22 protein-coding genes and 3 tRNA genes are annotated in these 21,034 nt (G+C 68.2%); 15 read left to right on the plus strand and 10 right to left on the minus strand.

The annotated features are described in order from the left end of the window. Window positions 1–28: 28 nt before the first annotated feature. The 3 genes from INQ48_26375 to hrcA all read right to left on the minus strand — a co-directional run bounded on the left by INQ48_26375 (window position 29) and on the right by hrcA (window position 1,298). Window positions 29–105 (minus strand) — tRNA-Arg (locus INQ48_26375). Between the two features lie 69 nt (window positions 106–174). Continuing rightward, window positions 175–251: transfer RNA gene (locus INQ48_26380), tRNA-Ile, on the minus strand. Between the two features lie 39 nt (window positions 252–290). Then, the gene (hrcA, locus tag INQ48_26385) at window positions 291–1,298 is read right to left on the minus strand and encodes a heat-inducible transcriptional repressor HrcA (protein QRF56815.1); all 1,008 of its coding nucleotides are present in this window, start codon (window positions 1,296–1,298) and stop codon (window positions 291–293) included. 30 nt (window positions 1,299–1,328) lie between these two features. Between hrcA and INQ48_26390 the strand changes: the two genes are divergently transcribed. The 3 genes from INQ48_26390 to rapZ are packed head-to-tail and all read left to right on the plus strand — an operon-like array spanning window position 1,329 to window position 4,828. After that, entirely contained in the window at window positions 1,329–2,234 is a 906-nt protein-coding gene (locus tag INQ48_26390) for an NAD kinase (protein ID QRF56816.1), read from the plus strand. A 1-nt stretch (window position 2,235) separates the two neighbouring features. Further along, window positions 2,236–3,921 (plus strand): DNA repair protein RecN, encoded by a 1,686-nt coding sequence (recN, locus tag INQ48_26395; protein QRF56817.1) that lies wholly within the window; start codon window positions 2,236–2,238, stop codon window positions 3,919–3,921. A 31-nt stretch (window positions 3,922–3,952) separates the two neighbouring features. Then, a complete protein-coding gene (gene rapZ, locus INQ48_26400) occupies window positions 3,953–4,828 on the plus strand; it encodes an RNase adapter RapZ (protein QRF56818.1) in 876 nt (291 codons plus the stop codon). Between the two features lie 25 nt (window positions 4,829–4,853). Here the strand turns inward: rapZ and mutY are convergent, their stop codons facing one another. The 3 genes from mutY to mutM form a co-directional block, all read right to left on the minus strand. Next, the gene (mutY, locus tag INQ48_26405; GenBank protein ID QRF56819.1) at window positions 4,854–5,894 is read right to left on the minus strand and encodes an A/G-specific adenine glycosylase; all 1,041 of its coding nucleotides are present in this window, start codon (window positions 5,892–5,894) and stop codon (window positions 4,854–4,856) included. A gap of 61 nt (window positions 5,895–5,955) precedes the next feature. Continuing rightward, window positions 5,956–7,923 carry a dynamin family protein gene (locus INQ48_26410; GenBank protein ID QRF56820.1) on the minus strand — a complete coding sequence of 656 codons (1,968 nt, stop codon included), beginning with the start codon at window positions 7,921–7,923 and terminating at the stop codon, window positions 5,956–5,958. Between the two features lie 109 nt (window positions 7,924–8,032). Then, window positions 8,033–8,842 (minus strand): bifunctional DNA-formamidopyrimidine glycosylase/DNA-(apurinic or apyrimidinic site) lyase, encoded by an 810-nt coding sequence (gene mutM, locus INQ48_26415; GenBank protein ID QRF56821.1) that lies wholly within the window; start codon window positions 8,840–8,842, stop codon window positions 8,033–8,035. Between the two features lie 71 nt (window positions 8,843–8,913). On the opposite strand from mutM, the gene INQ48_26420 reads away from it, so the two are divergent. The 6 genes from INQ48_26420 (at window position 8,914) to INQ48_26445 (ending at window position 14,293) form a co-directional block, all read left to right on the plus strand. After that, window positions 8,914–10,812: a tetratricopeptide repeat protein gene (locus tag INQ48_26420; GenBank protein QRF56822.1), complete on the plus strand. Its 1,899-nt coding sequence runs from the start codon at window positions 8,914–8,916 to the stop codon at window positions 10,810–10,812. Further along, window positions 10,812–11,351 carry a hypothetical protein gene (locus INQ48_26425; protein ID QRF60908.1) on the plus strand — a complete coding sequence of 180 codons (540 nt, stop codon included), beginning with the start codon at window positions 10,812–10,814 and terminating at the stop codon, window positions 11,349–11,351. The genes INQ48_26420 and INQ48_26425 overlap by 1 nt, the downstream gene beginning before the upstream one ends. Beyond that, window positions 11,348–12,238 (plus strand): 4-(cytidine 5'-diphospho)-2-C-methyl-D-erythritol kinase, encoded by an 891-nt coding sequence (gene ispE, locus INQ48_26430; GenBank protein ID QRF56823.1) that lies wholly within the window; start codon window positions 11,348–11,350, stop codon window positions 12,236–12,238. Before INQ48_26425 ends, ispE begins: the two co-directional genes overlap by 4 nt. Window positions 12,239–12,310: 72 nt before the next feature. After that, window positions 12,311–12,387, plus strand: a tRNA-Gln gene (locus INQ48_26435). Between the two features lie 151 nt (window positions 12,388–12,538). Further along, window positions 12,539–13,513 carry a ribose-phosphate pyrophosphokinase gene (locus tag INQ48_26440; protein QRF56824.1) on the plus strand — a complete coding sequence of 325 codons (975 nt, stop codon included), beginning with the start codon at window positions 12,539–12,541 and terminating at the stop codon, window positions 13,511–13,513. A 135-nt stretch (window positions 13,514–13,648) separates the two neighbouring features. After that, window positions 13,649–14,293, plus strand: a complete 645-nt coding sequence (locus tag INQ48_26445; GenBank protein ID QRF56825.1) for a 50S ribosomal protein L25/general stress protein Ctc — start codon at window positions 13,649–13,651, stop codon at window positions 14,291–14,293. A gap of 52 nt (window positions 14,294–14,345) precedes the next feature. Here INQ48_26445 and INQ48_26450 read toward each other — a convergent pair whose 3' ends face one another. The 3 genes from INQ48_26450 to INQ48_26460 all read right to left on the minus strand — a co-directional run bounded on the left by INQ48_26450 (window position 14,346) and on the right by INQ48_26460 (window position 15,725). Then, on the minus strand, window positions 14,346–14,936 hold the full coding sequence (locus INQ48_26450) for a hypothetical protein (protein ID QRF56826.1): 591 nt from the start codon (window positions 14,934–14,936) through the stop codon (window positions 14,346–14,348). 19 nt (window positions 14,937–14,955) lie between these two features. Beyond that, on the minus strand, window positions 14,956–15,468 hold the full coding sequence (locus INQ48_26455; protein ID QRF60909.1) for a hypothetical protein: 513 nt from the start codon (window positions 15,466–15,468) through the stop codon (window positions 14,956–14,958). 110 nt (window positions 15,469–15,578) lie between these two features. Further along, window positions 15,579–15,725 (minus strand): hypothetical protein, encoded by a 147-nt coding sequence (locus INQ48_26460; protein QRF56827.1) that lies wholly within the window; start codon window positions 15,723–15,725, stop codon window positions 15,579–15,581. Between INQ48_26460 and pth the strand changes: the two genes are divergently transcribed. Both pth and INQ48_26470 read left to right on the plus strand, forming a co-directional pair. Continuing rightward, window positions 15,724–16,356 carry an aminoacyl-tRNA hydrolase gene (gene pth, locus INQ48_26465; GenBank protein QRF56828.1) on the plus strand — a complete coding sequence of 211 codons (633 nt, stop codon included), beginning with the start codon at window positions 15,724–15,726 and terminating at the stop codon, window positions 16,354–16,356. The two genes, INQ48_26460 and pth, sit on opposite strands and share 2 nt — an antisense overlap. A gap of 123 nt (window positions 16,357–16,479) precedes the next feature. Next, entirely contained in the window at window positions 16,480–16,932 is a 453-nt protein-coding gene (locus INQ48_26470) for a hypothetical protein (protein ID QRF60910.1), read from the plus strand. Here the strand turns inward: INQ48_26470 and INQ48_26475 are convergent. Next, window positions 16,918–17,211, minus strand: a complete 294-nt coding sequence (locus tag INQ48_26475) for a YfhL family 4Fe-4S dicluster ferredoxin (GenBank protein ID QRF56829.1) — start codon at window positions 17,209–17,211, stop codon at window positions 16,918–16,920. The two genes, INQ48_26470 and INQ48_26475, sit on opposite strands and share 15 nt — an antisense overlap. 117 nt (window positions 17,212–17,328) lie before the next feature. Between INQ48_26475 and INQ48_26480 the strand changes: the two genes are divergently transcribed. From INQ48_26480 to INQ48_26495, 4 genes are read left to right on the plus strand one after another with little or no spacing between them, the layout of a single operon-like run. Continuing rightward, window positions 17,329–18,279, plus strand: a complete 951-nt coding sequence (locus tag INQ48_26480) for an ABC transporter permease (protein QRF56830.1) — start codon at window positions 17,329–17,331, stop codon at window positions 18,277–18,279. Next, a complete protein-coding gene (locus INQ48_26485) occupies window positions 18,276–19,157 on the plus strand; it encodes an ABC transporter permease (protein QRF56831.1) in 882 nt (293 codons plus the stop codon). The genes INQ48_26480 and INQ48_26485 overlap by 4 nt, the downstream gene beginning before the upstream one ends. Window positions 19,158–19,162: 5 nt before the next feature. Further along, a complete protein-coding gene (locus tag INQ48_26490) occupies window positions 19,163–20,155 on the plus strand; it encodes an ABC transporter ATP-binding protein (GenBank protein QRF56832.1) in 993 nt (330 codons plus the stop codon). Continuing rightward, on the plus strand, window positions 20,152–20,958 hold the full coding sequence (locus tag INQ48_26495) for an ATP-binding cassette domain-containing protein (GenBank protein QRF56833.1): 807 nt from the start codon (window positions 20,152–20,154) through the stop codon (window positions 20,956–20,958). The genes INQ48_26490 and INQ48_26495 overlap by 4 nt, the downstream gene beginning before the upstream one ends. The last annotated feature ends 76 nt before the right edge of the window (window positions 20,959–21,034 follow it).

The following is a 21,034-nucleotide window of genomic DNA, read 5'->3' on the forward strand; positions in this document are numbered from 1 at the left end:
ACTCGTTTCCGAGTTGACCCTTGAAGAGTGGTGCGGCTGGCAGGAATTGAACCCACGACCCCTTGGTTCGTAGCCAAGTACTCTATCCAACTGAGCTACAGCCGCACAGCTTGCTATCATAGCATGCATTTTTGAGACTTCCCGATCCGTCGGAACAAATCTCAAAAATACGGGTGGTAGGCCGTGCTGGGCTTGAACCAGCGACCAACGGATTATGAGTCCGCTGCTCTAACCAACTGAGCTAACGGCCCACGTGGGCTCGATTCTATTCGCGCCGAAAAGGCGCCTCGCTACTTGCGATGGCTCAGCGCGTTGCTGACCAGCTTGGACGTGATGTCGACGATCTGGATCATGCGCTCGTAGGGCATGCGCGTCGGGCCGATCACGCCCAGCGTGCCAACGACCTGGCCGTCGACCTCGTAGTTGGCGCTGACGATGGACAGCTCCTCGACCGGCACCACCTGGCTTTCGCCGCCGATGAAGATGCGCACGCCCTCGGCCTTGCTCGACACGTCGAGCAGCCGCATCAGCTGCGCCTTCTGCTCGAACAGCTCGAAGGCGCGGCGCAGCTGCCCCATGTCGCTCGAGAAGTCGCTGACCGCGAGCAGATTGCGCTCGCCCGAGATCACGACGTCGTCTTCCTGCGATTCGCTCAGCACGTCCGAGCTGACCTTCACGGCCGCCTGCATCAGCGCCGCGATCTCGCCGCGCAGCGTGTCGACCTCGGACTGCAGCCGGTCGCGCACCTGCTCGATCGTCAGGCCCGCGTAGTGGGCGTTGATGTAGTTCGCGGCCTCGACCAGCTGCGACTGCGAGTAGTCGGCCTCGGGGAAGATCACGCGGTTCTGCACGTCGCCTTCGGGCGAGACGATGATCACCAGCAGCCGGCGGTCCGACAGGCGCAGGAACTCGATCTGCTTGAACACCGACGAACGCCGCGGCGCCATCACCACGCCGACGAACTGCGAGAGGTTCGACAGCAGGTGCGCCGCATTGGCGATCACGCGCTGCGGCTGGTCGGGCGCGAGGCTCGGCGCGGCCAGGTGCTCGCGCTGCGCGGTGAGCATGGTGTCAACGAAAAGCCTGTAGCCGCGCGCCGTGGGCACGCGGCCCGCCGAGGTGTGCGGACTGGCGATCAGCCCGAGCGACTCGAGGTCCGACATCACGTTGCGGATGGTCGCGGGCGAGAGGTCCAGACCCGAGGAACGCGAGAGCGTTCGCGAGCCGACAGGCTGGCCTTCGGCGATGTAGCGCTCGACGAGCGTCTTGAGCAGCAACTTGGCGCGGTCGTCCAGCATTGCAAGATTTTAGTGTTGTAATTTGTAGCCATGACCTCTCCCTTTCGTCACGTCGCGCTGATCGGCAAATACCAGGCTTCCGGAGCCCGGTGCGGCGAGCGCGACAGCGTGATGGAAGGCATCGCGAGTTTTCTCGAATCGCAGGGCTGCAAGGTCTACGTCGAGCAGCCGCGCGAAGGCGAACCGGCCCAGGCCCTGCCCACCGGCGACCGCTACGAAGCGCTCACGGTCGAACAGATCGGCCAGCAGTGCGACCTCGGCCTGGTGGTCGGCGGCGACGGCACCATGCTCGGCATCGGCCGGCAGCTCGCGGCCTTCGGCATCCCGCTGATCGGCATCAACCGAGGCCGGCTCGGCTTCATCACCGACATCCCGCTCGACAACTACCAGGCCACGCTGATCCCGATGCTGGCCGGCGAATACGAGGAAGACCACCGCAGCCTGATGCACGCGCAGGTGATGCGCGACGGCGCCGTGGTGTTCGACGCGCTCGCGATGAACGACGTGGTGGTCAACCGCGGCGCGACCTCGGGCATGGTCGAGCTGCGGGTCTCGGTGGGCAAGCATTTCGTGGCCAACCAGCGCGCCGACGGCCTGATCATCGCGTCGCCCACGGGCTCGACGGCCTACGCGCTGTCGGCCGGCGGGCCGCTGCTGCATCCGGCGGTGCCGGGCTGGGTGCTGGTGCCGATCGCACCGCACACGCTGTCGAACCGCCCGGTGCTGCTGCCCGATGCCGACGAGATCGTGATCGAGCTCGTGGGCGGGCGCGATGCCAGCGCGAATTTCGACATGCAATCGCTGGCCTCGCTCGCGATCGGCGACCGCGTGGTGGTGCGCCGCTCCGATTTCAGGGTGCGCTTCCTGCATCCGCGCGGCTGGAGCTACTTCGACACGCTGCGCAAGAAACTGCATTGGAACGAAGGAGGTTCCTGAGATGGCGCTCAGACGCATCGCACTGCGCGATTTCGTGATCGTGCGATCCCTCGAGATCGACCTGTCCGGCGGCTTCACGGTGCTGACCGGCGAAACCGGCGCAGGCAAGTCGATCCTGATCGACGCGCTGCAGCTCGCACTCGGCAATCGCGCCGATGCGGGCGCGGTGCGCGAAGGCGCCGAGCGGCTCGACGTGAGCGCGGAGTTCGACCACGACCCGGCCTTCACGGCCTGGCTCGACGAAGGCGGCTTCGAGGCGGGCGATGCCCTGCTGCTGCGCCGCACCGTCGACCTGCAAGGCCGCAGCCGCGGATGGATCAACGGCAGCCCCGCCACCGCCACGCAGTTACGCGACATCGGCGACCGGCTGCTCGACATTCATGGCCAGCACGCCTGGCAGAGCCTCACGCGGCCCGACGCGGTGCGCGGCCTGCTCGACGCCTACGCGGGCGTGCGCACCGATGCGCTCGACGCCGCGTGGCAGGGCTGGCGCCAGGCGCTTTCAGCGCTCGAACAGGCGCGCGGCACGCAGGATTCGCTGCAGCGCGAGCGCGAGCGGCTGCAGTGGCAGATCTCGGAGGTCGCGAAGCTCGCGCCCGGCACCGATGAATGGGAAGAGCTGTCGTCGAGCCACACGCGCATCTCGAACGCGCAGGCGCTGATCGATGCGGCCCAGGGCGCCAGTCAAGCGCTCGAGGACGAGGACAACGGCGCGCTGGCCGCGCTCTCGCGCGCGGTCACGCTGCTGCAGAACTGCGAACACATCGAGCCCGAGTTCCGCGCGCTCGGCGAAGTGCTGTCCTCGAGCATCGCGCAGGCCGCCGACGCCGCGCACTCGCTGCACGGCTACCTGCGCGACGCCGACACCGACCCGCAACGGCTGGCCGAACTCGACGAGCGCATGAGCCTGTGGATGTCGCTGGCGCGCCGCTACAAGCGCCCGCCGGCCGAACTGCCGGCGCTGCTGGCCGGCTGGCAGGCCGAGCTGCAGGCGCTCGATGCGCAGAGCGACCTCGAAGGCCTGGAGCGCGCCGAGCAGGCGGCGCAGCAGGCCTACCTGAAGGAGGCCCGCGCGCTCGGCAAGCTGCGCAAGCAGGCCGCGCCCAAGCTGGCCCAGGCGGTCACGCAGGCGATGCAGGGCCTGGGCATGCAGGGCGGCCGCTTCGAGGTCGATCTGCAGCCGCTGGCCCAGCCGGGCAAGGCCGGCCTCGAGGAGATCGCCTTCCTGGTCGCCGGCCACGCCGGCAGCACGCCGCGGCAGATCGGCAAGGTGGCCTCGGGCGGCGAACTCTCGCGCATCGCGCTGGCGATCGCGGTCACCACCAGCCAGCTCGGCACCGCCCAGACCTTGATCTTCGACGAGGTCGATTCGGGCGTCGGCGGCGCAGTTGCCGAGACCGTGGGCCGGCTCATGAAGCAGCTGGGCCGCGACCGCCAGGTGCTCGCGGTCACCCACCTGCCCCAGGTGGCGGCCTGCGCCGACCACCACCTCGTGGTCGCCAAGCGGCAGACCGCGGGAACCGGCGGCAAGGACGGCCCGCGCACCGAGAGCGGCGTGTCGCTGCTCGACGGCGACAGCCGCGCGAACGAGATCGCCCGCATGCTGGGCGGCGAGAAGGTCTCGCAGACCTCGCTCGCCCATGCGCGCGAGATGCTGGGCCACAAGACGCCGGCGGCCGCCTCATGAAGGCGGCGCGCCAAGACCACGGGGCCGCGCGATGAGCCTCGACCTGGTGCTCATCACCGGCATGTCGGGCTCCGGCAAGTCGGTCGCGCTGCATGCGCTCGAGGACGCGGGCTACTACTGCGTCGACAACCTGCCGCCCGAGCTGCTCACGCCCTTCATCGCGCTGCAGCACGCGCAGAACGCCCAGCGCGTGGCGATCGCGATGGACGTGCGCAGCGGCGTCTCGCTGCCGATCGTGCCGCAGCAGCTCGAGGCGCTGCGCAGCGACGGCGTGTCGCTGCGCTCGCTGTTCCTCGACGCGACCACCGATGCGCTGCTGCGCCGCTATTCGGAAACCCGGCGCCGCCATCCGCTGTCGAGCCAGGAAGGCCGCACCGACGTGCCCGACCAGCAGCGCGTGCTGGTGCAGGCCATCGAGCTCGAGCGCGAGCTGCTGGCCGACCTGCGCGAAGGCGCCGACGTGATCGACACCAGCCTGATCCGGCCGGCGCAGCTGCAGAGCTACGTCAAGTCGCTGATCTCGGCGCCGCAGAGCCGCCTGACGCTGGTGTTCGAATCCTTCGCGTTCAAGCGCGGCGTACCGCTCGATGCCGATTTCGTGTTCGACGTGCGCATGCTGCCCAACCCGCACTACGTGCCCACGCTGCGGCCGCTGACGGGCCGCGACGCACCGGTGGCCGACTGGCTGCGCGAGCACGACGACGTGGCGCGCATGTACGAGGACATCGAGCAGTTCCTCACGCGCTGGCTCGATGCGCTCACGCGCGACCACCGCAGCTACGTGACGGTGGCGATCGGCTGCACCGGCGGGCAGCACCGCTCGGTGTTCCTGGTCGAGCAGCTGGCGCGCAGCTTCGGCGCGCGCTGGGGCGCGCTCAAGCGGCACCGCGAACTCGACGCGAGCTGAAGAAAGAAGGGCGAGGGACCGGGCCTCAGCCCCCGGTGCTCTCGAGCAGCTTGCGCACCGGCGCGGGCAGTCCCAGGCCCAGCCACTCCGAGGCCTCGACCCAGCGCGCCGCGTCGCCCTGCGGCGTTCCGCCATCGATGCGCACCGGATGCAGGTGCAGGTCCTTGTGGGTCAGCACGTGCACGAAGGGCGCGAGGTCCTCGCAGCGGTCGCGCTCGGCCGCGGGCAGCGCGGCCAGCAGCTCGTCGTGCGAATCGAACACCGGCAGGCAATGCAGGCCGGCCCAGATGCCCTTGACGGGCCGCTTCTCGAGCCACACGCGCCCCTTCGCGTCGCGCGCCAGCAGCACCCACAGCGACTGCGCCGTGCGCCGCAGCTTGCGCGTCTTGACCGGATAGCGCTCGGGCGAACCTTCGCGCCGCGCCACGCAGCTGTCGTTGACCGGGCACAGCATGCAGCTCGGCTTGCGCGGCAGGCAGACGGTGGCGCCGAGGTCCATCTGGCCCTGCGTGTAGCTCGCGATCGCCTCGCGGTCGTCGGCCGGGGGCAGCAATTGCGTCGCGTGGTCCCAGAGCAGGCGCTCGCTGGCCGACGAGGACAGGTCCTCGCCGAAGCCCAGCACGCGCGTCAGCACGCGCTTGACGTTGCCGTCGAGGATGGCGACGCGCTCGCCGAAGCAGAAGGCCGCGACGGCCGCGGCGGTGGAGCGGCCGATGCCGGGCAAGGTGGCCAGTTCGGCGGCCGTCTGGGGAAAGCTGCCGCCGAAGCGCGCCATCACCTCCTGCGCGCAGCGGTGCATGTTGCGCGCGCGGCTGTAGTAGCCGAGGCCGCTCCACAAGCCGAAGACCTCGTCCTCGGTGCCTTCGGCCAGCGCCCGCACGTCGGGAAAGCGCTCGAGGAAGCGCGCGAAATAGCCGAGCACCGTCGTGACCTGCGTCTGCTGCAGCATCACCTCCGACAGCCACACGCGGTAGGGATCGCGCGTGTTCTGCCACGGCAGCTCGCTGCGGCCATGGCTGCGCTGCCAGGCAACCACCCGCTCGGCGAAGTGCGCCGGGAGTGTCAAGGCGGCAGCCTCGGGGCTGCGCTTGCGCGTGCGCGCGGCACCTGTCGCCGGCACGCCGTGCTCAGGCCGCGGCACGCAGCTCGCCGCCCGAGGCCGCCGTGGCGGACGGCTTGCCCTGCTGCGCGATCAGCGCGGTGAACTCGCTCAGGCGCTGCTGCAGCCCGGCCAGCGTGCTCTCCTGCGTGGCCAGCTCGAGCAGCCGCTCGTCGAGGCTGCCGGCCGCGTTCTGGATGCGCTCGATCGCCTCGATGCGCTTGCTGAAGTTGCGGCGGCGCTCCTTGAGCTGCGCATCGATCTGCGCGCTGGCGCCCTTGCTCCAGCGCTCGACCTCGGTCATGGCGGCCTCGTTCACCAGCCGCAGCCGGCTCGCGAGCGCGCGCACCAGCTTGTCGCAGAAGTCGGCCTGCGCGAGCTTGAGCATGTTGCCCACGCCAAGGTAGTGGATGTGGCTGCGCTCGATCTGGCTGAGCTCCTGCTCGAAGCCGCTGAGGTCGGGCTCGGCCGGCGCCTGCAGAGTGAAGCCCTGCTCGGCATTGAGCTGGCGGAAGGTGGCGTGCAGCATCGACTGGATCTCGGCCGTGGTCGCCTGCACCTCGCGCAGGTTGTTGCGCAGCGAGTCGAAGGTCTCGCCGTACACCTTGCGCACGTTGAACTTGACGCCGGGGCGCTTGAGCGCGGCCGACAGCCGCACCATATCGGCCTTGAGCGCCGTGCGGCCCAGCACCGCGTAGACCTCGCGCAGCAGCTTGCCCTGCACCGAGCGCAGCGCCAGGATGCGCGCGTTGCTGCCTTCGAACTCGTTCTGTTCCTGATCGATGCGCGCGCGCATGTGCCGGATCACCGACACGTTCTTGCCGCGCAGCCCCTGCAGCTCGAGCGCCTGCTCGGCCAGGTCGCGCTGGCGCACCTTGAGGATGCGCTCGGCCTCGGTCCGCAGCGCGGCCATGCCGGCATCGACGGCCAGCCGCAGCATGGTCTCGCGCTTGCCGAGCACGCCCTGGCCCAGCAGGGCCTCGAGCGCGGGCAGGCGGCTGGCCTCGAGCAGCCGCGCATCGCGGTGCACCTTGGCCTGCAGGCCCTTCTGCGCCGACACCGGCAGCACCTGCGCGAGCGGCACGTCGAGGTGCTTGGCGGCGACCTGGCGCTGCTGCTCGATCTGCTGCTCGATCTGCGCGTGGGTGCTCAGCGTGTCCCACAGGGTGTCGATCTTGTTGAGCACCACGAAGCGCGTGTCGCTGCCCTCGTTCTCGGTCACCAGGTGCTCGCGCCAGATCGAGAGGTCGGAGCGGGTGACGCCGGTTTCGGCGCCGAGGATGAAGACCACCGCGTGCGCCTGCGGGATCAGGCTCACCGTCAGCTCGGGTTCGGCGCCGATCGCGTTGAGGCCCGGGGTGTCGAGGATCACCAGCCCCTGCTCGAGCAGCGGATGCGGCATGTTCAGCACGGCATGGCGCCAGCGCGGGATCTCGACCCGGCCCTCGGCGTCCTGCACCGGGTTGTCGTCGGGCGTCTCCTCGTTCCAGAAGCCCAGCGCGCGCGCCTCGTCCTGCGAGACCCAGCGCACCTCGGCCACCTTGGCCATGGCCTGGGCCAGGCGCTCGGCATCGCCGACGTCGATCGCGATCTCGGTCCAGCGCGCGGGCTGGTCGCGCCAGTAGGCGAGCGAGTGCGGCTCCAGGCGGGTCTCGATCGGCAGCAGGCGCAGCTTGGGCGCCAGCGTGGCGTCGTAGCCGAGCTCGGTCGGGCACATGGTGGTGCGGCCCGCGCTCGCCGGCATGATGCGCCGCCCGTAGCCGGCGAAGAAGATCGCGTTGATCAATTCCGACTTGCCGCGCGAGAACTCGGCGACGAAAGCGACCATGACCTTGCTGGTGCGGATCTGCGATTCGAGCCCGCGCAGCCGCTCGGCCACCGCCTGGTCGAGCAGCTCGTTCTCGGTCAGCCAGCGGGACAGCCACTGCAGCCGATGGGCGAAGTTGCTCCGCCACGCACCGTGCTGATCGAGTTGTTGGTTGAAGGAGCGGATCAAGGTGGAAATGTAAAAACTTTCTTACAAATATAACATCGCAATCTGAAAACCGGGTGATCCGCGCGCATTGACCTCCGGTCGGACTGCGGCACTGCGACCGTTCATCGGATCACTTCTGGCACACCCGACAGTAATAGGTCGAGCGCTGCCCCTGGCGCAGCAGCCGGATCGGCGTGCCGCAGACCCGGCACGGTTCGCCGGCCCGGCCGTAGACCGTGGCCTCGAGCTGGAAGTAGCCGTTCTGGCCGTCGATGGAGAAGTCGCGCAGGGTGCTGCCGCCCTTCTCGACCGCGCGCGCCAGGATCTCCTTGACCGCGGCATGCAGCCGCGCAGCACGCGGCCGGCTGATGCGCGCGGCCGACAGCGTGGGGCGGATGCCGGCCTGGAACAGCGCCTCCGAGGCGTAGATGTTGCCCACGCCCACCACCACGTCGCCCGCGAGCAGCACCTGCTTGATCGCGGTGCGGCGCTTGCGCAGGCCGGCATGGAAGGCATCGAGGTCGAAGGCCTCGCCCAGCGGCTCCATGCCGAGCCCGCCGAGCAGCTTGATCGCCCAGGGCGCGGCCTCGTCGTCGACGTAGACCACGGCACCGAAGCGGCGCGGATCGTTGAGCCGCAGCGTGCCGCGGTCGGTGACGAGATCGAAGTGATCGTGCGCACCGGGCTCGGGCAGGGCGGCATCGAAGCGCAGGCTGCCCGACATGCCCAGGTGCAGCAGCAGCAGGCCCACGTCGAGATCGATCAGGAGGTATTTGCCGCGCCGGCGCACCTCGCGCACGCGGCGGCCCACCAGCAGTTCGGGCGCCACCATCAGCGCCCAGCGCAGCGGCTTGCCGATGCGCACGGCATCGATGCGCGCGCCGGCGATGCGGTCGGCGATTCCGCGCCGCGTGACTTCGACTTCGGGTAGCTCAGGCATGGGGCTCCAACAACTGCGTGACACGAAGCCCCACGCGGTGCTCGTTCAAATGCATGGATTATTATGGTTCGATGATTCCATCGCCCCGCCGACACCGCCTTGCGGCGGCCGCGTCACTCGTGCTCCTGGCCTGCGCCGCCCACGTCCACGCGCAGTCCTCCGACCCCGCCGCGCCGGACAGCCCGGCTCCCATCATCGAACGCAGCGCGCCGCCCAGGCCGGCGACTCCCGCGAGCCCGCAGCCCGCCAAGCCGCCCGCGCGCACGGCGCCCGCGAAGCCCGCTACGGCAGCAGCCGCGGCCGATCCCGCGCCGCAACCCTCGGCCCTGAGCGCCGACATGTTCTACGAGATCCTCATGGGCGAGCTCAGCGCGCGCTCGGGCGATCCCGGTTCGGGCTACCAGTACGTGCTCGACGCGGCACGCAGGCTGCGCGACGGCAGGCTGTTCCAGCGCGCGATCGAGATCGCGCTGCAATCGCGCTCGGGCGATGCCGCCCTCGCCGCGGCACGCGCTTGGCAGGACACGGTGCCCAACTCGCGCGACGCACGCCGCTTCGAGCTGCAGATCCTGATCCTGCTCAACCGCATCGGCGACACGACCGAGCTGCTGCGCGCCGAGATCGCGGCCAGCCCGCAGGTCGAGCGGCCGCTGCTGATGGCCGTGATCGCGCGCAACTACTCGCGCGCCACCGACAAGAAGCTCGCCGCCACGGTGGTCGAGCAGGCGCTGACCGACGAGCTCAAGAATCCCGCGACGGCGGGCCTGGCCTGGGCCACGGTGGGTCGGCTGCGCCTCAATGCCGGCGACAACGCGGGTGCGCTCGAGGCCGCGCGCAAGGGCCAGCAGGCCGATCCGGCCTCCGATGCGCCGCCAGCGCTCGCGCTCGAACTCATCGATCCGGGCCAGCCGCTGGCCGAACCGATCGTCACGCGCTACCTGGCAGGCAATCCGAAGGCCTCGCCCGAACTGCGCGTGGCCTATTCGCGCGTGCTGGTCGAGAACCGCCGCTACGCCGAGGCCTCGAGCCAGCTGCAGTCGCTGACCGTCGCGCGCCCCGAGCTCGCCGAACCCTGGCTGCTGCTCGGCAGCCTGCAGGCCCAGGCACGCCAGGACGCGGCGGCCGAAACCTCGCTCAAGCGCTACCTCGAGTTGGCCAGCAGCCAGCCGGCCCCCGCGCAGCCCGAAGCCGTCGACCGCAACCGCGGCATGACGCAGGCCTACCTGCTGCTGTCGCAACTGGCCGAGCGGCGCAAGGACCTCACCGGCGCCGAGCGCTGGCTCGCGCGCATCGACAGCACAGACGACCTGACGATCGCACAGACCCGCCGTGCCGGCCTGCTGGCCCGCCAGGGCAAGCTGCCGCAGGCACGCGAGCTCGTGCGCGGCCTGCCCGAGCGCACGCCCGAGGACAAGAAGCAGAAGTTCCTGGCCGAGGTGCAGCTGCTGCGCGACGCCAAGCAGTTCCAGGCCGCCTACGACATGCTGGCCCAGGCGTCGGCCGCCGCGCCCGACGACACCGACCTCGTCTACGACCAGGCCATGATGGCCGAGAAGCTCGACCGCCTCGACGAGATGGAGCGGCTGCTGCGCCGGCTGATGCAGCTCAAGCCCGAGAACCAGAACGCCTACAACGCCCTCGGCTACTCCTTCGCCGATCGCAAGATCCGGCTCGAGGAAGCCCGCACGCTGATCCAGAAGGCCGTGCAGCTCGCGCCCGAAGACCCGTTCATCGCCGACAGCCTGGGCTGGGTCGAGTTCAGGCTCGGCAACACGGCCGAAGCCATCCGCATCCTCGAGGCCGCCTACAAGACGCGCCCCGATCCGGAGATCGGCGCGCACTTCGGCGAAGTGCTGTGGAGCATCGGCCAGAAGGACCGCGCGGTCACGATCTGGAAGGAAGCGCTGCTGAGCGACGCCGACAACGAAACCCTGCAGGAAACGCTCAAGCGCCTGCGGGTCAAGCCTTGATGGTGGCGCTCGCGGTCCCCGCCGAGCGGTCCGACGGCCGCCGGCGTCTGCTGCTGGCATCGCTCGCCGCTTTCTCGGTGGCCGGTTGCGCGCAGCTCACGGGCGGCTCGAAGGCCTCCGTGCCGCGCGCAACGAATGCCTGGAGCGGCCGCATGTCGCTGCGCGTCGACAGCGAGCCGGTGCAGACCTTCTCGGCCCTGTTCGAACTTCGCGGCTCGCCCGAGACCGGCGAGCTCTCGCTCACCACGCCGATCGGCAGCACGCTGGCCCAGCTGCACTGGTCGCCCGGCGAGGCGCTGCTCAAGAACGGCAACGACACCCGGCGCTATGCCTCGCTCGACGCGCTGATCGAGGCCGCCACCGGCGCCGCGATTCCGGTCGCCGCGCTGTTCGGCTGGCTCGACGGGCGCAACGACCCCGTGCCCGGCTGGCGCCCAGACCTCGGCCAGCTCGCGAGTGGCCGGCTGCAGGCCGTGCGCGAGACTCCGACGCCACGGGCCGACCTGCGCATCGTGTTCGAGCGCATGCCGGCGTCATGAAGGCGATCTACGACCTTCCCGCGCCGGCCAAGCTCAATCTCTTCCTCCACGTCACCGGCCGGCGCGACGACGGCTACCACCTGCTGCAGTCGGTCTTCATGCTGATCGACTGGTGCGACACGCTCCACGTCGAGTTGCGCGGCGACGGCCAGCTGAGCCGCGAGGACCTGACCGTGCCGCTGCCGGCCGACGACCTCGTGCTGCGCGCCGCGCGCGCGCTGCAGACCCATGCGGCGCCGGGCCAGGGCGCGCACATCGGCGTCGCGAAGCACGTGCCCTCGCAGGCCGGCATGGGTGGCGGCTCGTCCGATGCCGCGACCTGCCTGCTGGCGCTCAACCGGCTCTGGAAGCTGCGGCTGCCCCTGTCGGAGCTCGCGCGCATCGGCCTGACGCTGGGCGCCGATGTGCCTTTCTTCCTCTCGGGCCACAACGCCTGGGTCGAAGGCATCGGCGAGAAAATCCGCCCGATCGAACTGCCGTCCGCACGCTTCGTGGTGGTCAAGCCACGCGAGGGACTGGATACCCGTTTAATTTTTTCTGCGGATGATCTGCAACGGGCCAGTCCTGTTGCTATAATCACGGGCTTTGCTGCAGTACGCGAACAGCACGACGATCAAAACCCCTTTCGCCTCGGCGAGGAAGTTTTCGATTTCGGCCACAACGACCTGCAGCCGGTTGCCCAGCGGCTCTGTCCCGCGATCACCGAAGCCATCGATTGGCTCGGCGCTCGAGGACTCGATGCCAGGATGACCGGCTCCGGAAGTTCGGTGTTCGCCCGAATGCAGCAGGAACCGCAGAACGCAGAACTGCTTTCGGGCCCCACGGGCTGGCAGGTTCGCCAATGCAACAATCTGGCTGCTCATCCACTCCGGGGTTGGGCAGACTGAGGAACTGATCGGAGCGCCCAGGCGTTTCGATGCGACATATATCGGTGGGTGGTGCAAACCATCAACCTGTGTAGGGGAGTCGCCAAGCTGGTTAAGGCACTGGATTTTGATTCCAGCATGCAAAGGTTCGAATCCTTTCTCCCCTGCCAAATCTTTCAGAAACTACGGCCCGCGGGCCGTAGTTTCTTTTTGAAGCCGCGGTCCCTGGACCCGCTGCAATAATCGGCGGCCCCAGGGTCGCCAAGACTCGTAACTCTTTGGCGGCTTTCCCAAGCCAAATCGCTCAGCCGGGACGCGCTCATGCAGGCTCACCATCCTGATTTCTTGGTTTTCACCGGCAATGCCAATCCGGGCCTTGCCGCAGAAATCGCGAGCAACCTGGGCACCACCCTCGGTGCCGCCCGCGTAGGCCGCTTCTCCGACGGTGAAGTCACCGTCGAGATCAATCAGAACGTGCGGGCACGCGATGTGTTCGTGGTGCAGTCCACCTGCGCCCCGACCAACGAGAACCTGATGGAACTGCTGATCATGGTCGACGCGCTCAAGCGCGCTTCGGCCGAGAGGATCAGCGCCGTGATTCCCTATTTCGGCTATGCCCGCCAGGACCGCCGCCCGCGCTCGAGCCGCGTGCCGATCTCGGCCAAGGTCGTGGCCAACCTGCTGGAAACCGTGGGCGTCGAGCGCGTGCTCACGATGGACCTGCACGCCGACCAGATCCAGGGCTTCTTCGACATCCCGGTCGACAACATCTACGCCTCGCCCGTGCTGCTGGGCGACCTGCGCGCCAAGAACTACGAAGACCTGATCGTGGTCTCGCCCGACGTCGGCGGCGTGGTCCGTGCGCGCGCACTGGCCAAGCAACTAAACTGCGACCTCGCCATCATCGACAAGCGCCGCCCCAAGGCCAACGTCAGCGAAGTCATGAACGTGATCGGCGAGATCGACGGCCGCAACTGCGTGATCATGGACGACATGATCGACACCGCGGGCACGCTGGTCAAAGCGGCCGAAGTGCTGAAGGAACGCGGTGCCAAGAGCGTCTACGCCTACTGCACGCACCCGATCTTCTCGGGCCCCGCGATCGAGCGCCTCAGCAAGGGCACGGCCCTCGACGAGGTGGTCGTGACCAACACCATCCCCCTTTCCGACAGCGCCAACGGCTGCGGAAAGATCCGCCAGCTCTCCGTGGCTCCGCTGATCGCCGAGACGATCCAGCGCATTGCCAAGGGCGAGTCGGTGATGAGTTTGTTCTCGGACCAGGACAATCTCTTCTGAGATTGCGCTCCTGCCGTTCGGGCAAAAAGCCGGCTTCCCCGCTCGGGAAGTCATTTTGAAACCGGCGCCGCACTGGTCGCGGTCGGCGCTCAAGAAGCGAAATGGCCGTCGTGCCTTCGCTCCAAGGAGTTAACTATGAAATTCGTCGCTTTCGAGCGCGCCAAGCAGGGCACGGGTGCGAGCCGCCGTCTCCGCATCTCGGGCAAGACGCCCGGCATCGTCTACGGTGGTGAAGGCCAGCCGCAACTGATCGAGCTCGATCACAACGCGCTGTGGCACGCCCTGAAGAAGGAAGCCTTCCACGCCTCCGTCCTCGAGATGGAACTCGGCGGCAGCGTGAGCAAGGTGCTGCTGCGCGACGTGCAGTACCACCCGTTCCGCCAGCTGGTCCAGCACATCGACTTCCAACGCGTCGATGCCAAGACCCGCCTGCATATGAAGGTGCCGCTGCACTTCAAGGGCGAGGAAGAGTCCGATGCCGTCAAGCTCGACCACAACCTCGTGAACCACGTGATGACCGAACTCGAAGTCAGCTGCCTGCCCAGCGACCTGCCCGAGTTCATCGAGATCGACCTCTCGGGTCTGAAGAAGAACGCCACGCTGCACGTCAACGACATCAAGCTGCCCAAGGGCGTGAAGTTCGTGAGCCACGGCAAGACCAACCCGGTCGTGGTCTCGGCCGTGCCGCCGCTGGTCGCCGAAGAGCCGGCACCCGCTGCCGAAGGCGCTGCCGAAGCTGCTCCCGCAGCGGCGCCCGCCAAGAAGTCCGGCAAGAAGTAATTCCTGCCTCTTCAAGAAGAAAGCCCACCGACCGGTGGGCTTTTTTCATGGCTCAACGCGCAACGGCCTTGCGGAAGTTCGGGTCGTCCAGCAGTTCGCCCACGAGCTTCTTGTACAGCGCGACGTACTGGTTGATGGCATCGGGAATCGCGATCGCGCCCACGAACGAAGACTCCCAGTCCGCCTTGGTGCTGAGCTCCTTGTCGTAGGTCTTGCGTCCCTGATCCTCCACGATGAATCGCGCGGCCAGGGATGCGGTGCCGCGTCCCATCGGGGCGTCGACCGTGCTCTGCGTGAGTTCACCGCGAATGGAACGCGACGCTCCCGGCTCGAGCACGCCCGCGGCGCTCAGGTCGGCCTTCAGCGATTCGGCCAGGTACTTCGACAGCGAGCTGTCGTAGGGCGAGAAGAAGGTGTTGCTGCGAATGCTGACCTTCAGATCGAGCGAGCGGTCCTTGCCCTCCGCGAGCTTGAACTCGCCGACGGAAACCGGACCGATGCCCCCGGCCTTGGCCTTCTGGATGTTGTCGGCGCTGGCCACCGGCTCGGCGAGTTTGACCTGCGCGCAGCCGACCAGGCCCATGGCCGCGGTGCAGAAAAGCACGGCGGCGATGCGACGGAATGAAATGGCGAACTTGTTCATGGTGTCTTTCTCCCCTGGATCAGTTGTTGTTGGCGGCGAAGGCTGGATCCTTCGAAAGATCGTTCAGTGCATTGCTCATGATCTGGCTGACCATCGAGAACACGGCCTCCTCGATCGATGCGGCCTTCCTGGCGTTGCCCGGTTGCGCGGTGGCGCCCATCGTCGTGTGAATCGCATGCCGGGCCGTCTTCACGATGGGGCTGGATTGGCCCTCGCCCATGTAGCTCACGGTGCAGATATAGCCGTCGGAGGCCTGCGAGCCGGCGAGGCCGAAGGTCAGTCCCGTCACGAAGCCCTTCTGGAAAATGTCGTCGGTCAGCGGAACGTTGTTGAGCTTGACGCTCAACAGCGCGCCGCCCTGGACGGGCTTTTCCTCGACGGAGGAGAACAGGCCGCTGGCCTTGACCTTCTCGATGACCTTCGGCTGCAGCACCTTCGTTGCCTGGGCGTTCGCAACGCCCTTGGTCTGGAACTCGAAGGCCACCTGCACGGGCTTCGGCGTCGCGGGCTTGCGGTACTCGCTGGCGTTGATTTCCCTGGTCGCGCCGTCGACATAGTGCGATGCGCAACCGGTCAGGACGACCGCGGCCGCGACACACATCACGTGCGAGACGCGACGCAGGTTTTCTAGGAATGAATGGCTCAAGACTTCTCCTCTTTTTGTTGGATGGAGTCGCGATCGTAGTGAGGGAAGATTTCTTCAGTTACAAAATAATTGCCTGGAGACAGCATCTGACTCTTCGAAGCAACAGCCGGACGTCCGATACCGGCCCTCGATAATTCGCTCATGATCAAACTGTTCGTCGGCCTCGGTAATCCCGGGCCTGAATACGAAGCCACTCGGCACAACGCCGGCTTCTGGTGGATCGACGCCCTCGCGCGCGACTGGAAGCTCAACCTCGTGCCCGAGCGCAGCTACCACGGTCTCGCGGCACGCGCAAACATCGGCGGCCAGAGCATCTGGCTGCTCGAGCCGCAGACCTTCATGAACCTCTCGGGCAAGTCGGTCGCCGCGCTCGCGCGCTTCTTCAAGATCGCACCCGAAGAAATCCTCGTGGCACACGACGAGCTCGACGTGGTGCCCGGCCAGGCCAAGCTCAAGTTCGGCGGCAGCCATGCGGGCCACAACGGCCTGCGCGACATCCATGCGCAGCTCGGCACCGGCGACTACTGGCGGCTGCGCCTCGGCATCGGCCATCCCGGCGTGAAGTCGGAGGTGATCAACTGGGTGCTCAAGAAGCCGCTGAAGGAACAGCGCGACGCGATCGACGACGCGATCGTGCGCAGCCTGCATGCCCTGCCCGCGCTGCTCGCGGGCGAAATGGAAAAGGCCACGGCCACCATCCACACGAGCAAACCGCCCCGGCCCAAGCCGCCGCGGCGCGAGCCTGGCGACGGCAGCGCGCCCGCCGCACCCTAGCCAGCGTTCATCGCGGGAAGCGCCAGCAGAGCGCGAAGCAAGAGGGAGAGAAGAACGATGTCGACAACGAGGGAGAGAACGAGAAGGACGCACCGCATGCACCGGTCCATCGTCGCGAGCGCGATGGCCATCGGCGTCTGTGCAGTGACGAGCGCATTCGCGCAGCAGCCGGGCACGTCGACCTGGCGCTGCGGCAACAGCTACAGCGACCGACCTTGCGCGGGCGGAACGACGGTGAAGGTGGACGACGTGCGCACCGACGACGATCGCCGGGCCGCCGACGAAGCCACGCAGCGCAACGCGAAGCTCGCCGACCGGCTCGAACGCACGCGGCTGTCCGAGGTAAAGCAGGCGCATCAGCGCGACCAACGCGCCGCGCAGGATGCCCAGCGCGCTGCCCTCGCGCAACGCAGGCTCGAAGCCCAGGAGCGCCTCGAGAAAGCGCGTGCCGCCAGGCTCGCGGCCGAGCCGCGCAAGGCCACGGCGAGCTACGGAGAGAGACCGGGATCGAAGCCCGCGGAGGAAGGCGGCGCGAAGAAAAAGCGCCGCAAGCCCGCGGCTTCAGACGCCGGCTGAGGGTGCGGACGGAGGCTGCGGCAGCGCGGCCTTCGTTGCCGTGAGACGCTCGTACTTCTGCATCAGCGTCTCGCGGCTTTCCACGTGGGCCGGGTTGATCGGGATGCAGGCCACGGGGCAGATCTGCACGCACTGCGGCTCATCGAAGTGGCCCACGCATTCGGTGCACTTGTGCGGATCGATCTCGTAGATCGCCTCGCCCATGTAGATCGCATCGTTCGGGCACTCCGGCTCGCAGACATCGCAGTTGATGCATTCGTCGGTGATCATGAGGGCCATGCTGCGATTATCCCCGCTGACGGAGTCCCCGGCGGCAACGTGGGAGAGCGATCCCCTCGGGGATCCGGTGCTACGGCACGCTTGTTGCAGTTGTCGGGTTATGCTGCGCCCCGCCCCATGAGCCTCTTTCTTCTCAAGCGCCTTGCCACGCTGATCGGCACGCTGATCGGCGCCTCCATCATCGTCTTCCTGGTCCTGGAGATCCTGCCCGGCAACGCCGCGCAGATGCTCATGGGACCGGATGCCGCGCCCGAAGCCGTCGCCGCCCTGGCCACCAAGCTCGGCCTCGACCAACCCGCCTGGACCCGCTACTGGCACTGGATCGCGGGCCTGCTCACCGGCGACCTCGGCGACTCCTACGCCTACAGCTCCCCCGTGCTCGACCTCATCCTCGAGCGCCTCGCACTCACCGTCCCCCTGGCCCTCTTGGCCATGGCCTTCACCACCGTGCTCGCCCTGCTCGTGGGCGTCACCGCCGCCGCACGCCACAACAAGCTCGGCGACGTCGGCTTGATGGGCCTCACCCAGGTCGGCATCGCCATCCCCAACTTCTGGTTCGCCATCCTGCTGATCCTCGTCTTCTCCGTGCAGCTGCAGTGGTTCTCCGCCGGTGGCTTCGACGGCTGGGGCGAAGGCGTCTTCGCTGGCTTGAAGTCGCTGCTGCTGCCCGCCCTGTCCCTGGCCGTCGTGCAGGCGGCCATCCTCGCGCGCATCACACGCTCGGCCGTGCTCGAGGTCATGCGCGAGGACTTCGTGCGCACCGCGCGCGCCAAGGGCGTGACCCAGCGCGCGGTGCTCTGGACCCACGTGCTGCGCAACGCCCTGATCCCCGTCATCACCGTCATGGGCATGCAGTTCTCCGAGCTGCTCGCCGGCACCATCGTGGTGGAGAACGTGTTCTACCTGCCGGGCCTGGGCCGCCTGATCTTCCAGGCCATCAGCAACCGCGACCTCATCGTCGTGCGCAACTGCGTCATGCTGCTCGCGGCCATGGTCGTCATCGTCAACTTCGTGGTCGACGTGCTCTATGCCGTCATCGACCCGCGCATCAAGGCGAGCGACATATGAGCGCCATTGCATCGGTTACCCCCAGCGCCGCCGCCCTCAAGCTGCCCGGCTTCTGGCAGCGCGCGCGCCATCACCGCAGCTTCGTCATCGGCGGCGTGCTCGCCGCCCTGCTGCTGCTCGCGGCCCTGGTCTCCTACCTCTGGACGCCCTACTCGCCCTACGCCATGGACATGGCCAACAAGATGCAGCCGCCCTCGGCCAGCCACTGGCTCGGTACCGACGCCTTCGGGCGCGACGTGGCCTCGCTGCTGCTGGTGGGGGCCCGTGCTTCCATCCTGGTGGGCGTCATCGCCGTGGGCATCGGCCTGGTAGTGGGCACCGCCCTGGGCCTGCTGGCCGCGGCCAGGCGTGGCTGGGTCGAAGAAGCCATCATGCGTTTCTCCGACTTCTCGCTGGCCTTCCCCGCCATCCTCTCGGCCATCATGATGACGGCCGTCTTCGGCGCGGGCATCGTCAACGCCATCATCGCCATCGGCATCTACAACATCCCCACCTTCGCGCGCATCACGCGCGCCTCGGCCAACGCCATCTGGTCGCGCGAGTACGTGGCGGCGGCCCGTGCCTGCGGCAAGGGCAGCTTCGCCATCACCATGCAGCACGTGCTGCCCAACATCTCGGCGGTGCTGATCGTGCAGATCACCATCCGCTTCGCCATCGCGATCCTGGCCGAGGCCGCCCTGTCCTACCTCGGCCTGGGCACGCAGCCGCCGCAGCCTTCCTGGGGCCGCATGCTCAGCGAGGCGCAGACCCTGATGTTCCAGCAGCCGCTGCTGGCCGTCTTCCCGGGCATGGCCATCGCGCTGGCGGTGCTGGGCCTGAACCTGCTGGGCGACGGCCTGCGCGACCTGCTCGATCCGCGCCTGGCGCGCGCGAGGTGAACCCCATGCCCCTCCTCGAAGTCGACAACCTCCACATCGGCCTGCAGACCCAGCGCGGCCCCGCCCAGGCCGTGCGCGGCGTCTCCTTCTCGCTCGAACGCGGCCAGACCCTCGGCATCGTGGGCGAGTCGGGCTGCGGCAAGTCCATCACGGTCATGTCCCTCATGGGCCTGCTGCCGGCCACCGCCAAGGTCACCGGCAGCATCCGCCTGGACGGCCAGGAGCTCATCGGGCAGCCCGAGTCGGCCATGTGCCAGATCCGCGGCAACCGCATCGGCATGATCTTCCAGGAGCCGATGACGGCCCTGAACCCGGTCCACACCATCGCGCGCCAGGTCGGCGAACCGCTGCGGCTGCACCGTGGGCTCACGGCCAAGCAGGCCCGCGCCGAAGCGCTGAACCTGCTGCAGCGCGTGGGCATTCCCGATGCGGCCTCCCGCCTGGATGCCTATCCGCACCAGTTCTCGGGTGGCCAGCGGCAGCGCATCGGCATCGCGATGGCGCTGGCCTGCGGGCCGGATCTCTTGATCGCCGACGAACCCACCACCGCGCTGGACGTGACCATCCAGAAGCAGGTGCTCGACCTGATCCAGAACCTGGTGGCAGAGATGGGCATGGCGCTGATCCTGATCTCGCACGACCTGGGCGTGATCGCCAACAGCGTGCAGCGCATGCTCGTGATGTATGGCGGCAGCGTGGTGGAGAGCGGGCCGACGCGCGCGCTCTTCGCGAACCGCGCGCATCCGTACACCAAGGGGCTGTTCGCGGCACGGCCGGTGATCGGGGCGCCGAAGGGCCAGCGGCTGGCGACGATTCGCGGCAGCGTGCCCGAGCTGGTGGACCTGCCCGCGGGCTGTCCGTTCGCGGGGCGCTGCAGCTACACGGTCGATGCGTGCCAGTCGACGCGGCCGCCCGCGGTAATGCTGCCTGACGACCATGCGGTGCGATGCATCCGGCTTGGAGAGATTGCAGAGATCGAAGCGGAGGCCGTGGCATGACGCAAACGAAGACGCCGCTGCTGCAAGTCACCGACCTCGTGCGCCACTACGCGCTGCCGCGCGAGAAGCTGCTGGGCCCGCCGCCCACGGTCAAGGCGCTCAACGGCGTGAGCTTCGAGGTGCAGGCCGGGCGCAGCGTGGGGATCGTGGGCGAGTCCGGTTCGGGCAAGTCGACCATCGCTCGGCTCGTGATGGCCCTGGACAAGCCCACCTCGGGCAGCGTGAAGCTCGAAGGGCGTGAGCTGCACGCGCTGAGCAAGGACGAATTGCGCACCGCCCGGCGCGACTTCCAGATGGTCTTCCAGGACCCCTACGGCTCCCTCGACCCGCGCCAGACGGTCGCGCGCATCGTCGCCGAACCGCTCGAAGCACTGGCCCAGGTCTCGAAGAAGGAGCAGCGCGAGCGCGCCGCCGAATCCCTCGCGGCCGTGGGCCTGCGCCCCACCGACCTCGACAAGTATCCGCACGAGTTCTCGGGCGGCCAGCGCCAGCGCATCGCGATCGCACGCGCGCTCATCACCCGCCCCAAGCTCATCGTCGCCGACGAGCCCGTGAGCGCCCTGGACGTCTCCGTGCAGGCCCAGGTGCTCAACCTCATGCAGGACCTGCAGCAGCAGTTCGGCATCAGCTACCTGCTCATCAGCCATGACCTCGCCGTCGTCAACCACCTGTGCGACGAGGTGTGCGTGGTCTTCAAGGGGCAGATCGTCGAGCGCGGAACGCCGCAGGCGCTGTTCGCCAACGCGCAGCATCCGTACACGCGCACGCTGCTGGGCGCGGTGCTGCAGGCACCGGGGCACTGAGCGCGCCCGTCATGCAACCAGGGCATAAGCATCTGGTTGCGCACCGGGCCTCTCCTCGCGGATGATGCGGCGCGCC

The organism is Variovorax paradoxus, assembly GCA_016806145.1.
Classification (GTDB): domain Bacteria; phylum Pseudomonadota; class Gammaproteobacteria; order Burkholderiales; family Burkholderiaceae_C; genus Variovorax.

Excerpts from the sequence above, each read along its gene's own strand:
- INQ48_26420 (QRF56822.1), top strand. The coding sequence starts at position 8,914 with ATGATTCCATCGCCCCGCCGACACCGCCTTGCGGCGGCCGCGTCACTC.
- pth (QRF56828.1), top strand. The coding sequence starts at position 15,724 with ATGATCAAACTGTTCGTCGGCCTCGGTAATCCCGGGCCTGAATACGAA.
- INQ48_26495 (QRF56833.1), top strand. The coding sequence starts at position 20,152 with ATGACGCAAACGAAGACGCCGCTGCTGCAAGTCACCGACCTCGTGCGC.
- recN (QRF56817.1), top strand. The coding sequence starts at position 2,236 with ATGGCGCTCAGACGCATCGCACTGCGCGATTTCGTGATCGTGCGATCC.
- INQ48_26450 (QRF56826.1), bottom strand. The coding sequence starts at position 14,936 with ATGAACAAGTTCGCCATTTCATTCCGTCGCATCGCCGCCGTGCTTTTC.
- INQ48_26490 (QRF56832.1), top strand. The coding sequence starts at position 19,163 with ATGCCCCTCCTCGAAGTCGACAACCTCCACATCGGCCTGCAGACCCAG.
- INQ48_26485 (QRF56831.1), top strand. The coding sequence starts at position 18,276 with ATGAGCGCCATTGCATCGGTTACCCCCAGCGCCGCCGCCCTCAAGCTG.
- hrcA (QRF56815.1), bottom strand. The coding sequence starts at position 1,298 with ATGCTGGACGACCGCGCCAAGTTGCTGCTCAAGACGCTCGTCGAGCGC.
- INQ48_26480 (QRF56830.1), top strand. The coding sequence starts at position 17,329 with ATGAGCCTCTTTCTTCTCAAGCGCCTTGCCACGCTGATCGGCACGCTG.
- rapZ (QRF56818.1), top strand. The coding sequence starts at position 3,953 with ATGAGCCTCGACCTGGTGCTCATCACCGGCATGTCGGGCTCCGGCAAG.
- mutM (QRF56821.1), bottom strand. The coding sequence starts at position 8,842 with ATGCCTGAGCTACCCGAAGTCGAAGTCACGCGGCGCGGAATCGCCGAC.
- ispE (QRF56823.1), top strand. The coding sequence starts at position 11,348 with ATGAAGGCGATCTACGACCTTCCCGCGCCGGCCAAGCTCAATCTCTTC.
- INQ48_26475 (QRF56829.1), bottom strand. The coding sequence starts at position 17,211 with ATGGCCCTCATGATCACCGACGAATGCATCAACTGCGATGTCTGCGAG.
- INQ48_26390 (QRF56816.1), top strand. The coding sequence starts at position 1,329 with ATGACCTCTCCCTTTCGTCACGTCGCGCTGATCGGCAAATACCAGGCT.
- INQ48_26425 (QRF60908.1), top strand. The coding sequence starts at position 10,812 with ATGGTGGCGCTCGCGGTCCCCGCCGAGCGGTCCGACGGCCGCCGGCGT.
- INQ48_26445 (QRF56825.1), top strand. The coding sequence starts at position 13,649 with ATGAAATTCGTCGCTTTCGAGCGCGCCAAGCAGGGCACGGGTGCGAGC.
- INQ48_26440 (QRF56824.1), top strand. The coding sequence starts at position 12,539 with ATGCAGGCTCACCATCCTGATTTCTTGGTTTTCACCGGCAATGCCAAT.
- INQ48_26460 (QRF56827.1), bottom strand. The coding sequence starts at position 15,725 with ATGAGCGAATTATCGAGGGCCGGTATCGGACGTCCGGCTGTTGCTTCG.
- INQ48_26470 (QRF60910.1), top strand. The coding sequence starts at position 16,480 with ATGGCCATCGGCGTCTGTGCAGTGACGAGCGCATTCGCGCAGCAGCCG.